This is a genomic window from Anaerobacillus sp. 63XJN7_4_ISO-PGPR-S23-413 (assembly GCF_056173725.1).
Window position 1 is genome coordinate 848,153 of the sequence record NZ_CM149688.1, and the last position, 12,304, is coordinate 860,456.

A 12,304-nucleotide genomic window follows, 5' to 3' on the forward strand; every position below is an offset into this window, starting at 1 on the left:
TTAGATGATTAGTAGCCAGAAATAAAGGCCAAGTAATGTAATGAGTAGAGTTGGTACTGTTAAAATAACACCAATTTTAAAGTAGTATCCCCACGATATTTTGACGCCCTTTTGGGAGAGAACGTGAAGCCATAATAGTGTTGCAAGAGACCCAATTGGCGTAATCTTTGGACCTAAATCAGATCCAATAATATTCGCGTAAATAAGGGCTTCGCGCATTGTACCGGTCGTTGAAGTCGCTTCGATCGCTAGTGCATCAATCATAACAGTTGGCATGTTATTCATAATTGAGGACAGGATTGCAGCGATGAAGCCCATCGAAACGGTTCCTACGAGCAAACCTTGATCTGCTACTGATTGGATGACATTTGCAAGAATGTCGGTTAGTCCCTGGTTACGAAGGCCATAAACGACCACATACATTCCGATTGAGAAGAAAACAATCGCCCATGGGGCCCCTTTGATGACGTTCATCGTTTCAACTGCTTGACTGCGTCTCGCCATTAGTAGGAAGAAGATCGCGACAATCCCTGCGATAATCGATACAGGAACTCCGATAAATTCACTGGCGAAATAACCGACAAGTAGAATCGCAAGGACAAACCAGGAGAGCCTAAACATTTTGCTGTCTTTAATCGCTTCATGTGGAACGCGAAGCTGGTTAACGTCGTAATTTCCAGGAATGTCTTTTCGGAAGAACAGATAAAGGACAAGGATACTTGCGCCTAAGGAAAATAAGTTTGGAACAATCATACGTGATGCATACTCAACGAATCCGATATCAAAGAAGTCAGCGGAAACGATGTTCACAAGATTACTCACAACAAGTGGAAGTGAGGTTGTATCGGCAATAAACCCACTTGCCATGATGAATGGGAAAATCATTTTTTCCTTAAAGTTCAAGTTCCGTACCATCGCAAGAACAATTGGCGTGAGAATAAGGGCAGCTCCGTCATTTGCAAATAAAGCGGCAACGACTGCTCCGAGTAACGAAACGTAAATGAACATGCGAAGTCCGTTTCCTTTGGCGATCCGTGCCATGTGAAGCGCCGCCCATTCAAAGAATCCAATCTCATCAAGAATAAGAGAGATGAGAATGATGGCAATAAAAGCAAAGGTAGCATTCCATACAATCCCAGTTACGGTGATGACATCTTGAAAATCTACCACACCGACTAATAAAGCAAGCAATGCGCCGCCACACGCAGACCAGCCAATACCCAGGTTCTTAGGTTGCCAAATAACGAGTACTAACGTAAGTATGAAAATAAGAATAGCGAGTGTGACTGTCAATCTAATACCTCCATTAATCGCAACAAATGCGTAGTCCTTTTTTTTCTAGTTCGTAAAGTTTATCCTTTTGGTCAGGAATGAAGGTTAAAATACTCTGAATCACTAAAAAGGCTTCATGATCTGCATTTAATGAATAGAATACCCATTGGCCCTTTTTGCGTTCTTTCACTAAACCAGAGTCTCTCAATTTTCTTAGGTGCTGACTGATAGAAGGTTGGCTCATTTGCAATACTTCTACAAACTCACAGACGCAGCATTCACCATCTTTTAAAAGGCCCACTATCGTTAAACGCGTTTTATCGCCAAGTAATTTAAGGACAGAAGCAGCCTGATCGATTTCAATCATAGTGTTCTCCATTTCTTCACCTCCACAAATGATTATATAAGCATATACTTATATAATCAAGCAGATTTAAAATGTTGAGAAATTTAGAAAACGGAGCAAGAGTCATTGGTAAACGTTGCTTCGAAATTCTTGTTCGATTAGCATTCTTTCTTGTAGGCAACTGCCTTATGCTTAACAATATGGTTAGAAAAGTAACGATAAAACTAAACGAATGCCCATCCATTCAATAGGAAGCTGCATAGTATGAAGTAATCCAAGATGGAAAGGAGGTCATACTCCATGGGATACGGTTACGGCAGTGGGTTTGCTCTAATTGTAGTGCTGTTTATTCTCCTTATCATCGTAGGTGCAGCTTTTGTTGGAGGAGGCTACTAATTCTCGGAACATAAGCTGTATTCAGCAGGGAATTCCTGTTGAAGGAGCACGGGTTGAATAATAAATGCGCAAGAAGGCTGATTACCTTTAAATCAGCCTTTTCTTGTATAGAAAGATTGAACAAGCTCCTTCAATCTGTTGTCTTTTTTTGGAGTATGGATTTTGGGTATAGCTTGTTACCTAATGAACCGTATGTCTCACTCGTTCTGGGATCAATTAAATTTGTCTGTTCATGATAAACTCGAGGCGTATGCCAGAGAGTGATTAGGGCTCTTGTCATTGGCATCTCGTGGTATCGTTCTGGCCACATTGTTTTAATATGCTCTTTCACAAGTGGATAATATTTCGGATTCATCCCTGGAAACAGATGATGCTCTGTGTGATACGAGAAGTTGAAATGTAGGATGTCCACTATTTTTGGTACTGTAACGGTGAGACTGTTCGCAAGCGGATCATTGATAGGTGTTAATGGATTTAATCTGTGATTTGTTGAGATATAAGCCATTACGATAAAGTTTGCGATGAGAAGTGGAATGAAATAAGCAAATATCCAATTCCTTATTCCGATCACGAAGATAAGACTGATCCATGTTACCCAGGGCAAAATCATTTGTAGAAAAACGTCACGTTGCTTTTTTGGCGCAAATTCTTTTACATAAGTAAAAAACATTTTAATCGAATGGGCGGTAAATTGAACCGTTAATGAAATAAAAGCAAAGAACGAACGGATAAATAACGGGAGTCCGTAAATCCATTTGAACATTTTCATTCTCGAAATACGTTCTAGGGTTGGCCATGCATCTGGATCATTAGCATCATGCTGAGTATGTACATGGTGATTTAGGTTGTGCCATTTTCTCCAAAGTTTTGGGCCAGTACTTAATGGCCAAAACGCAATCGCGCCTAGAATATCACGTAGCAAGGCATTTCTTACAACTGTTCCATGTAGAATTTCATGGCCAAGAAAACCAAGTCCGGCAAAGCAAGCGCCTATCATAAATGAAAAGACAAGTGCTATGAGGGTAGGTAAAGGATTGGAGGCAATGATTAAGAAACAGGTCAATGTGATGACGAGATATGTAAATCCCCCGAAGAGTCGTACTGGAACAGGCTTAAAAGCTTCAGGTGGAAGGTGTTTCTTAATCCGAGCAGCATACCAGCTGAATGAGTGTAGATCGTTCATCATAATCTCCTTTCGAAATGCGAGAATGCTATAGAGCAACTGTTATTTAAGTGAAGAAATAAGCATATAAGTCAATCATGTACCTGAGTAAGAAGAAATATTCAAATGAAAATCAGGAAATGTATTGATTTCAAATAAGCGTCACGATAGAATAAGAAAAAAAATAGGCAATGAAGAAGAAGAGTAGTCTTGAGCGGCACTTTAGAGAGCTGGTGGTAGGTGAAAACCAGTGTGCGCAACAGATGAATGGGCTTCTGAGCTACCGAACTGAACAGTAAAGTAGGATTCGGCGGAACGTCTTACCGATACAAGAGACACCTTATTGAAATAGGTTTCATTCTGTAAGGGGTAAGCGCGTTTACGTTTGTAAACGAATAAAGGTGGCACCACGGGTCTCTCGTCCTTTTTAGAGGATGAGGGGCTTTTTGTGTTGTCTAAAATGATGGAGGGACATATGAAAAAGACGATCTTAACAGGTATTAAGCCGACTGGAAGAGTTCATTTAGGCAATTACATTGGAGCGATTAAACCAGCTTTAAAACAAGCGATGAATGAGGAACTTGACCCTGTTTATTTTGTCGCAGATTACCACGGATTGACGAAAATTCGAGATCAGCAGCAGATGGAAGAATTATCGTACGGGATTGCAGCTACGTGGCTTGCACTTGGACTTGATCCAACAAAGGTGATTCTCTATCGTCAATCGGATGTACCAGAAATCTTTGAATTATCGTGGATTTTGGCTTGTTTTAGCCCTAAAGGATTAATGAATCGGGCGCATGCCTACAAAGCAATTGTGGAGAAAAATCGTGAGGGAGATCGCGAAGAGGATGAAGGGGTGAATATGGGGTTATTCACTTATCCCATTTTAATGGCGTCTGATATTCTAATGTTTCAAACCGATTTCGTCCCTGTAGGCAAAGACCAGATTCAGCATGTGGAAATCGCAAGGGATATAGCCGCTGCTTTTAATTTTCAATTTGGAGAAACGTTCACGTTGCCAAGCTATATTGTCGATAAAAACACGTCCGTACTTCCTGGGCTTGATGGTAGGAAAATGAGTAAAAGCTATCACAATACGATTTCATTGTTTGAAGAGCCAGATAAGCTTAAAAAGTTAGTTAATCGTATTACAACGGATTCTTCTGACCCAACAGAACCAAAGGATCCGGATACATCAACGGTATTTGCACTTTATAAGGAATTTGCTAGTGATGCCGAAACGATTGAAATGAGGAAAAAATTCAAAGAAGGGATCGGATGGGGAGAAGCGAAAAAAGAACTTTTTCATGTTATGGATGATTTCTTAGCTGAACCTCGAGAGAAGTACCGTTACTATATGGCTCATAGAGATGAGCTTGACCAAATTCTTGAAGAGGGAGCAAGGAAAGCAAGAGCTAAAGCGCAGCCGTTCTTGAAAGATGTGAAAAGCAAGCTAGGCATTCGACGATAGCAAGCTAGAAAACTTAACGTATTGTTCCTATATGCCGATAAAGATCATATATAGATTTCTTATGATAACTTCGGAGGCACAACACTATGATTGAAATGATAGGAGAATATAATTGGTGGATCGTCTTACTGTCAGTAGTCATCGCGGTCTTTGCTTCATATAGTGCGCTAGATCTCGCAGGTAGAGTTTCTTATTCGAAAGGGATTCGCAAATGGGTATGGGTCATTGGTGGGGCTGGCGCAATGGGAGTTGGAATATGGTCGATGCACTTTATCGGCATGCTTGCTTTTTCAATGTCGATGCCAATGACCTATGATGTTCCCCTTGTTGCTCTATCTATTTGCGCGTCTTTCTTTGGATCTTTCATTGCTCTTGTCGCAGTTGGAGGGAAGGAGCTAACGATTAAAAGGTTAGTTGTTGGAACGATCTTTATGTCTGGGGCTATTATCGCTATGCATTATATAGGTATGGAAGCGATGGAAAATGTTGAGATCGTTTACAATGATTGGTTGCTCGTTCTTTCAACACTTATCGCTATGTGTGCTTCATTTACAGCGCTAAAACTAGCCTTTACCCTTTCTAGATCCCAAAAATACCGTCACTTAATTTTACTAAAGATAGGCAGTGCGGGAATCATGGGAATTGCTATTGCGGGGATGCATTACGTTGGACTTGAAGCTGCGACCTTCTATATGTCTAAAGTACATCATCAACCAGTTGTAGAAGGATTAGACACGTCCGCTCTTTCCATTGCTATTGCCGTCGGTACGTTGTGCGTTCAAACGATTTTGATTTTTGGTGTTGTGACTGAACGGAAATTGATTAAGCAGTCAATTGAGATGAAGGGTAATGACTATCGTTTACGATCACTGCTTACATATAGCATTGATGCGATCCTCACTTTGACAGTAGATGGAAAAATCCGTTCGCTCAATCCGGCAGGTGAAAAACTATTCCGTGTGAAAAAAGATGAATTAAGTCATGTAAATCCAATGGATTTTTTCGAAAGTGAAGAATTAGAGAGAGTGAGTCACTATTTTCTTTCGGTGCATGACACAAGGCAGGCTGTCAGTTTCAATACGAAGGTCTTTACGTTTGACGGAGGGATAAACGATTTAAATGTGACGTTCGTTCCCATTTATTTAAATGATCGTCTTGATCGGATCTATGCTATTACAAAAGATATAACGAAGCAAAGAGCAGCAGAGCAAAAAAACCATCAAATGGCTTATTTTGATGCCTTAACGTCATTACCAAATCGTCGCTCATTTGTTGAATACCTAGAGAACTGCCTTAGGAAAGTAGATGAACCAGCAGATCTTGCTGTTATGATGCTCGATCTTGATCGTTTTAAAGTTATTAATGATGCTCTTGGTCATAACACAGGTGATCTTTTTCTATGCGCAGTTTCCGTGCGTCTGCAAGAATGCGTGGACCCATTTGGTTTTCTCGCACGCCTTGGAGGGGATGAATTTGTGATTGTCCTCGACGGATTTAAGCACATTTATCCTGATGAGCTTGCGAATCAAATTATTGAAGCATTTGAGAAGCCATTTCAGGTTAGTAGCCACGAGCTGTCCACTTCGGTAAGTATTGGCATAGCAGCAGCACCTGGTGACGGAACAAACGTTGAATCATTGATGAAGCATGCCGATATTGCGATGTATTCTGCAAAAGGACGTAATCGCAAGAAATATCAATTCTACTCGGCATCCATGGGACAAAAAAGTGAATTGAGATTAATAGAAGAAAGTTCGCTTCGAGCGGGACTTATCAACAAAGAATTTATTCTACATTATCAACCTCAGGTGAAATGCACTGATGGTTCACTGTCAGGAGTTGAAGCCCTCGTTCGCTGGAAAGCAGGAAAGGAAGAACTCCGCTACCCAGGCGATTTCATTTCACTAGCGGAAGAGACAGGTCTTATCGTTGAACTCGGCCGTCAAGTGCTTGATATGGCTTGTGAACAGGCGAAGAAATGGTGTGAGAGCGGTTATCCTCTTCGTGTTTCAGTGAATCTTTCTGCTAAGCAATTTCAGAGTGATGAACTAATTACAACGATTAAAGAAACGCTAACCAAGTATTCTCTTGATCCAGCATTGTTAGAGCTTGAGGTGACAGAGAGTATGACAATGGAAAACTCTACTCGCTCATCGTGGATGATTACTTCTCTTAGAGAACTCGGGGTGAGTATTTCTATTGATGACTTTGGTACAGGTCATAGTTCGTTAAGCTATCTCAAAGACTTTTCGATCAATCAGGTGAAAATTGATAAATCCTTTATTGATGAGTTAACACAAAATGTGAAGTCCGACCAAATTACGAGTGCGATTATTGCCATGAGCAAGCAATTAAAACTACACGTCATTGCAGAAGGGGTAGAAACGATTGAACAAGCTGATTTTCTATCATCAAAAGGGTGTGATAGTATTCAAGGCTATTACTACAGCAAGCCGGTTCCCCCTCAACAAATTGAAGATACTTATTTGAACTTGGAACCATCACCAGCTTAATCGTTTTATTTTAGCTTATGCTGTGGATTCTCGATTCTTGGTTCAGGCGATTGGTTTTCAATTCTTTTGATATGGGTTTTATAATAATGAAGAGTCATTCGAACATGTCCAAAATGTATGCAGCAGGATGTTTACAACGATAGAAGAAGTTTCTTATTCAAGAAATTCAACATAAAAAACAAAGACTACCAACTGGCAGTCTTTGTTTTTTATTTTTTAATTAAGCTGTATCCGATCCAATGCAAAGCCTGTTGAAGATTTGATTTTACAACAATTTGGTCAAAGTCACTTGAGGCTTGAACCGCTTTTATAGCTAGATCCGGACGAATACCTGTTACGATCATTTGAACTCCAACAAGTTTAAGAGAATCTCCTATTTTAAGAAGATTGGTCGCACTTTGGCTGTGAATATTAACAAGTCCTGATAAATCGAAAATGAGATAATCAAGGTTGTTCTTTGCACTTTCAGCGAGAGCACGTTCCATTAATCGTTCTGTTCGAATTTCATTAACGTCTCCAATGATCGGAAGAATGGCTACTTCTTCTGAAATGGGAACAATAGGCACAGATAGTGATTCGATCTCAGTATTTGCCCTTTCTAATTCAAGGACATTTCCAAGAAGGTTAGCCATCGCTTTAAATAAATCAACGTGATCTTCATTGTAATGAAATGGTTTAAGATCAAGTCCACATAAAGTACCGTAGTTATCACCGTTACGATAATAAATAGGTACACCAATTAATGAGCCACCACCGAGATTTTTGGTAACTTCCATATTTTTTGTTGAATCATGGGCTGCCAAATCATCAATAATAAGGGGTTCACGACCGCCTTTTACGATGAATTGTCAGTAGGAATCGCGATATAAGGTTTCAAAACCTGACTCCAGGATAATTTCATCACGATTGAATGAAGAAATAATATCTACATCTGTCTTATCGTTTTTGGCTACAAAAAATGTATTTACGCCTACGAATTTACTAATAACCTCTAAGACATCTTGAGATGCATCTTCAATGGAAGTATAGGTAGGGATATTAGAATGAATCATATCATACACCTCGTTTCTAATTCATCTAAACAAATCTTATATTTCTATACTATCTTATCATTAAGCTGATAGATAGAAAAATCACTATGAAATATGATTGGAAGTCGAATGATTACTAACGGTAGAGGAGTAAGAAGAGAAGTTATGAAATAAATTTTCATTCATTTCACAATTTCTGGATTAGATTTTGATGATTAGGGTATCAGTAAAATTGGGACATTGAAACTGCAGAAAAGACACTACCCTAAATAGATAGATAAAAGTGTGGATTGTCTCATTCTCCTTTTTAAATGTTTCGATCAATAATGGTAAAGCGTTTAGTTTTCTAGTAGGATAGGGATTTTTACATAGAAAATATCAGTACGAGAGGTGAGTTAATGAAAAATGCTACATTAGTTTTTTGGTATAGTCTCATTGTATGTTTGCTCGTTGTTTTGTGGGGAGCGATTTTGCCTGAGCATTTACAGGAGGTAACATCTACCGCAACTACTTACATATCTAGTCGATTTGGATGGTACTATCTTCTGATTGTTGTGGCTATTCTAATCTTCTGTATTTATTTGATTTTCTCTAGATTTAAAGACATTAAGCTTGGTGGAAAAGACGACAAGCCAGAGTTCAGCTTGCCAACTTGGTTTGCTATGTTGTTTAGTGCAGGAATGGGAATGGGCATGGTGTTTTGGACAACCGCAGAACCAATTTCTCACGCCTTCAAAAGCAGCCCGAGTGGTGAATTAGGAACAGAACGAGCTATTGAGGAATCTCTACAGTTTTCTTTTTTTCACTGGGGTGTACACGCATGGGCTGTCTACGCGCTCGTTGCTCTCGTGCTAGCTTATTTTAAGTTTCATAAAGGATATCCTGGATTGATTAGCGCTACGTTAACCCCTTTGTTTGGAGAAAAGAGGATGCAGGGGACGCTAGGGTATATGATCGATACTCTTGCTGTTGTCGCAACGGTAGTAGGCGTTGCAGCTACACTAGGATTCGGATCTGCCCAAATTAATCAGGGTCTTAAATTCTTGTTTAACACACCAGCAAACTTCTCTGTACAGTTGCTTATTCTCGTTATTTCAACAGCACTATTTATTGCCTCTGCATGGTCGGGATTAAAAAGAGGAATCAAATATTTGAGTAACATTAATATGATACTTGGATTTGCGCTTATGATTCTCCTCCTTATTGTAGGGCCAACGCTCTACATTATGAACATGTTTACGGGCTCCTTAGGCGGTTATATCTCAAACTTTTTCGATATGAGTTTTCACATTGAGCCGATCAACAATGATCAACGTTCTTGGGTCGATAGCTGGACGATTTTCTACTGGGCATGGTGGATTTCTTGGTCTCCATTTGTGGGGATATTTATTGCAAGAATTTCAAGAGGTCGAACGATAAAAGAGTTTATGCTTGGGGGTTTATTTGTTCCATCTATTGTCTGTTTTATTTTCTTTGCGGTGTTTGGAGTCTCAGCGCTCGATCTTCAGCAGAGTGGAATTGCAACGATTTCGGATTATTCGATTGAGACGGCAACATTTGCGGTTTTACAAGAGTATCCTCTTGGCACGCTAATGTCCTTTATCACGATTTTCGTGATTGCCATTTTCTTTATTACATCAGCTGATTCAGCAACGTTTGTATTAGGAATGCTCAGTACGACGGGTTCATTAAACCCATCCGCGATGATTAAGATTGTCTGGGGTTTAACTCTTTCCAGTATGGCTGCCATTATTGTGTACTTCGGTGGAACACAAGGATTGCAAAACATGCTTATTCTTGCGGCATTGCCATTTTCCATCGTCGTTCTCCTCATGGGGTATTCCTTCTTTAAGGCAGCAAGCAAGGAAGTATTATCAAAGAGAAAACGAGAAAAGATGCAACAAAAAGCAGTGTAATTGGATGAAGAGCTGTGTACCTGATGAGGGTGCACAGCTTTTTTTTGCAGGGATCAAGTCATTGGATCGGGAATTAGGAACACAGTAAGTCAGATTGTTCGTATAGAAAGGAAGAGGGAAACGTGAAGCAAATTATAGCCATGGGAGGCGGCGGTTTTTCGATGGAACAGGATAACCCACTCTTAGATGCATACATTCTTAATCAAGCAAAGTGTACGAAACCTAAGATATGTTTTATACCAACAGCAAGCGGTGATGCGGAAGGATACATAGCGAAATTCTATGCCTTCTTTGAAAATCAGCTCTGTATTCCTTCTCATTTGTCTCTATTTAATCCGGGTGCAAATATTGAAAAATTTCTATTAAATCAAGACATAATATACGTTGGTGGTGGAAATACCAAAAACCTAATGGTGCTCTGGAAAGAATGGGGCTTAGATCATACATTGAAGAAAGCCTGGGAGGAAGGCGTCATTTTAGCTGGAATTAGTGCAGGGGCAATCTGTTGGTTTGAAGAAGGACTCACGGATTCTTATGGAGATAAGCTCGAGTCACTGAAGTGTCTTGGGTTTTTAAAGGGGAGTTGCTGTCCCCACTTTGATGGAGAAGAAGAACGAAAACCTGCCTATCATCAAATGATTAATAATGCGCAAATGCAACCAGGAATCGCCCTTGATGATGGAGTAGCCGCTCATTTTATTGACCAATCACTTAAAGTAGCTGTCAGTTCAAGAAAAGAAGCGAGTGCATATAAGGTTAATAAAAATGAGTCAACTGAAGAAAAGATTGAAACCATATACCTTGGTGCAGACGGACAATGATAAAACAAGGAAATGATTCTCAGAAAAGCCCCATCTCTTTGCGTGAGATGGGGCTTTTCTGAATTCTTTTTTTACAGTCGGGAGCTTAACCCTCCAACATTCCTAAAGACTTTAATGCACCTTCTAGGTTCTGCTTGATTGTAAGAGATTGCAAATCAAGTCCAAGTGATACTACACCTATAGCGACATCAGAACTTACACCTGTCACAATAATTTCAACACCCATCACTTCAAGAGAATCAACGATTTTAAAGAGATGCTGGGTCATCATCGTATCTAGTGTGGCTACGCCTGATAAATCAAGAATCAGAGAGCGGATTTTCTTCGCACTTGATTCCATTAACGTGCGTTCAAGAATGAGATTCGCGCGTTTTTCATCTATTTCACCAATGATCGGACAAATGGCTACTTTAGAAGAGATTTTAATGATTGGGACAGTTAGTGCATCGTCTTGAATATACTGTTTCTGAAGGCTACGAGTTTTCTTATCAAGGTAGCTTTCGGTAAAAAGGTTAATGGAATGATCAATCAAGGGATCTATTAATTTCGATATAGTAATAACGTCAGACACTGTTAAAGAAAATGTATGTTGGTGATCTTCCATATAAGTCAGTAACGACTTTTTCATCGCTGTAATGCTCATTAAGATCGTATCTAAATAAGCAGGGAAGTTTTCTTCCTCTTCAAATCTTTGGAGATCTTCAGAGGGATAAGAAATTTCTCCTGCTTCAATGGACTCACCTAGTGAAACTAGAATTTGTTCAGTGAAAGTATATGACTCACCTGGTAGGCTCTGTACTTGAGTGTTCATATCAATTAAATGTCTAGTGTTGGCTGTGATATCATCTATGTTTTGTAGAATAGATTGTCCTAGGCGATGGATAGAGTGAGAAAATTGTTCGGACATAGAAACTCCCTTCTAGCATTACGGTCTACTTGTGGTAAAATAAATTTAATATATGCTTATCTTACTACAATGCACTGTTTTGTGAAGAAGTATATTACTATATACCTGGAGGTGCAGCTTAAATTTGAACAGGTCTGTAGAAGATATGAAAACGACACTTGATGTTGTCTGTGGGAAGTGGAAAGCCGTTTTGCTGCTAGAATTAGTGGAGAAGCCTCTTAGATTTAGTGAGATCAAAAAGGTGATTCCGCGCATACCTCATCAAACGCTTATTAAACATTTGAAAGAGCTTGAAATGGATGGGCTACTTAATCGTAAAGAATCAAAAGATGTCCCTCCCAAGGTAGAGTACTCTTTGACATCATATGGGTATGAGCTTGAACCACTGCTTCACGAAATGGAGAAGTGGGGAAAGATTCATCGCACTCGTTCAGAAGAAACGATTGCAAACTAAAAGGAGCGTGCA

12 protein-coding genes and 1 other annotated feature are annotated in these 12,304 nt (G+C 39.7%); of the genes, 6 read left to right on the plus strand and 6 right to left on the minus strand.

The annotated features are described in order from the left end of the window. Both AC0VYO_RS04660 and AC0VYO_RS04665 read right to left on the minus strand, forming a co-directional pair. A complete protein-coding gene (locus AC0VYO_RS04660; protein ID WP_475368501.1) occupies window positions 1-1,293 on the minus strand; it encodes an arsenic transporter in 1,293 nt (430 codons plus the stop codon). 13 nt (window positions 1,294-1,306) lie between these two features. Beyond that, a complete protein-coding gene (locus AC0VYO_RS04665; protein WP_430243686.1) occupies window positions 1,307-1,651 on the minus strand; it encodes an ArsR/SmtB family transcription factor in 345 nt (114 codons plus the stop codon). Between the two features lie 267 nt (window positions 1,652-1,918). Between AC0VYO_RS04665 and AC0VYO_RS04670 the strand changes: the two genes are divergently transcribed. After that, a complete protein-coding gene (locus AC0VYO_RS04670) occupies window positions 1,919-2,014 on the plus strand; it encodes a YjcZ family sporulation protein (RefSeq protein WP_142329528.1) in 96 nt (31 codons plus the stop codon). Window positions 2,015-2,144: 130 nt separating this feature from the next. Here the strand turns inward: AC0VYO_RS04670 and desB are convergent, their stop codons facing one another. After that, window positions 2,145-3,197 carry a Delta(10) desaturase DesB gene (gene desB, locus AC0VYO_RS04675; RefSeq protein WP_475368502.1) on the minus strand — a complete coding sequence of 351 codons (1,053 nt, stop codon included), beginning with the start codon at window positions 3,195-3,197 and terminating at the stop codon, window positions 2,145-2,147. Between the two features lie 161 nt (window positions 3,198-3,358). Continuing rightward, window positions 3,359-3,605 (plus strand) — a binding site (T-box leader). A gap of 46 nt (window positions 3,606-3,651) precedes the next feature. On the opposite strand from desB, the gene AC0VYO_RS04680 reads away from it, so the two are divergent. Both AC0VYO_RS04680 and AC0VYO_RS04685 read left to right on the plus strand, forming a co-directional pair. Continuing rightward, window positions 3,652-4,650 carry a tryptophan--tRNA ligase gene (locus AC0VYO_RS04680; protein WP_475368503.1) on the plus strand — a complete coding sequence of 333 codons (999 nt, stop codon included), beginning with the start codon at window positions 3,652-3,654 and terminating at the stop codon, window positions 4,648-4,650. Window positions 4,651-4,736: 86 nt separating this feature from the next. Continuing rightward, on the plus strand, window positions 4,737-7,163 hold the full coding sequence (locus tag AC0VYO_RS04685) for an EAL domain-containing protein (protein WP_475368504.1): 2,427 nt from the start codon (window positions 4,737-4,739) through the stop codon (window positions 7,161-7,163). A gap of 209 nt (window positions 7,164-7,372) precedes the next feature. Here AC0VYO_RS04685 and AC0VYO_RS04690 read toward each other — a convergent pair whose 3' ends face one another. Both AC0VYO_RS04690 and AC0VYO_RS04695 read right to left on the minus strand, forming a co-directional pair. Then, window positions 7,373-8,005: an STAS domain-containing protein gene (locus tag AC0VYO_RS04690; RefSeq protein WP_475369040.1), complete on the minus strand. Its 633-nt coding sequence runs from the start codon at window positions 8,003-8,005 to the stop codon at window positions 7,373-7,375. A 6-nt stretch (window positions 8,006-8,011) separates the two neighbouring features. Next, complete coding sequence (locus tag AC0VYO_RS04695; protein WP_430243679.1) at window positions 8,012-8,215, minus strand: hypothetical protein; 204 nt, start codon at window positions 8,213-8,215, stop codon at window positions 8,012-8,014. A 377-nt stretch (window positions 8,216-8,592) separates the two neighbouring features. On the opposite strand from AC0VYO_RS04695, the gene AC0VYO_RS04700 reads away from it, so the two are divergent. Both AC0VYO_RS04700 and AC0VYO_RS04705 read left to right on the plus strand, forming a co-directional pair. Further along, window positions 8,593-10,110: a BCCT family transporter gene (locus AC0VYO_RS04700; RefSeq protein ID WP_475368505.1), complete on the plus strand. Its 1,518-nt coding sequence runs from the start codon at window positions 8,593-8,595 to the stop codon at window positions 10,108-10,110. Between the two features lie 122 nt (window positions 10,111-10,232). Continuing rightward, a complete protein-coding gene (locus AC0VYO_RS04705; RefSeq protein WP_475368506.1) occupies window positions 10,233-10,931 on the plus strand; it encodes a Type 1 glutamine amidotransferase-like domain-containing protein in 699 nt (232 codons plus the stop codon). A gap of 85 nt (window positions 10,932-11,016) precedes the next feature. Here AC0VYO_RS04705 and AC0VYO_RS04710 read toward each other — a convergent pair whose 3' ends face one another. Beyond that, on the minus strand, window positions 11,017-11,838 hold the full coding sequence (locus AC0VYO_RS04710) for an STAS domain-containing protein (RefSeq protein WP_430243673.1): 822 nt from the start codon (window positions 11,836-11,838) through the stop codon (window positions 11,017-11,019). A 145-nt stretch (window positions 11,839-11,983) separates the two neighbouring features. On the opposite strand from AC0VYO_RS04710, the gene AC0VYO_RS04715 reads away from it, so the two are divergent. Next, on the plus strand, window positions 11,984-12,292 hold the full coding sequence (locus tag AC0VYO_RS04715; protein WP_475368507.1) for a winged helix-turn-helix transcriptional regulator: 309 nt from the start codon (window positions 11,984-11,986) through the stop codon (window positions 12,290-12,292). Window positions 12,293-12,304 lie beyond the last annotated feature (12 nt).

Coding starts and splice junctions, on each gene's coding strand:
- AC0VYO_RS04665 (WP_430243686.1), bottom strand. CDS start 1,651: ATGGAGAACACTATGATTGAAATCGATCAGGCTGCTTCTGTCCTTAAA.
- AC0VYO_RS04670 (WP_142329528.1), top strand. CDS start 1,919: ATGGGATACGGTTACGGCAGTGGGTTTGCTCTAATTGTAGTGCTGTTT.
- desB (WP_475368502.1), bottom strand. CDS start 3,197: ATGAACGATCTACACTCATTCAGCTGGTATGCTGCTCGGATTAAGAAA.
- AC0VYO_RS04680 (WP_475368503.1), top strand. CDS start 3,652: ATGAAAAAGACGATCTTAACAGGTATTAAGCCGACTGGAAGAGTTCAT.
- AC0VYO_RS04685 (WP_475368504.1), top strand. CDS start 4,737: ATGATTGAAATGATAGGAGAATATAATTGGTGGATCGTCTTACTGTCA.
- AC0VYO_RS04695 (WP_430243679.1), bottom strand. CDS start 8,215: ATGATTCATTCTAATATCCCTACCTATACTTCCATTGAAGATGCATCT.
- AC0VYO_RS04700 (WP_475368505.1), top strand. CDS start 8,593: ATGAAAAATGCTACATTAGTTTTTTGGTATAGTCTCATTGTATGTTTG.
- AC0VYO_RS04710 (WP_430243673.1), bottom strand. CDS start 11,838: ATGTCCGAACAATTTTCTCACTCTATCCATCGCCTAGGACAATCTATT.
- AC0VYO_RS04715 (WP_475368507.1), top strand. CDS start 11,984: ATGAAAACGACACTTGATGTTGTCTGTGGGAAGTGGAAAGCCGTTTTG.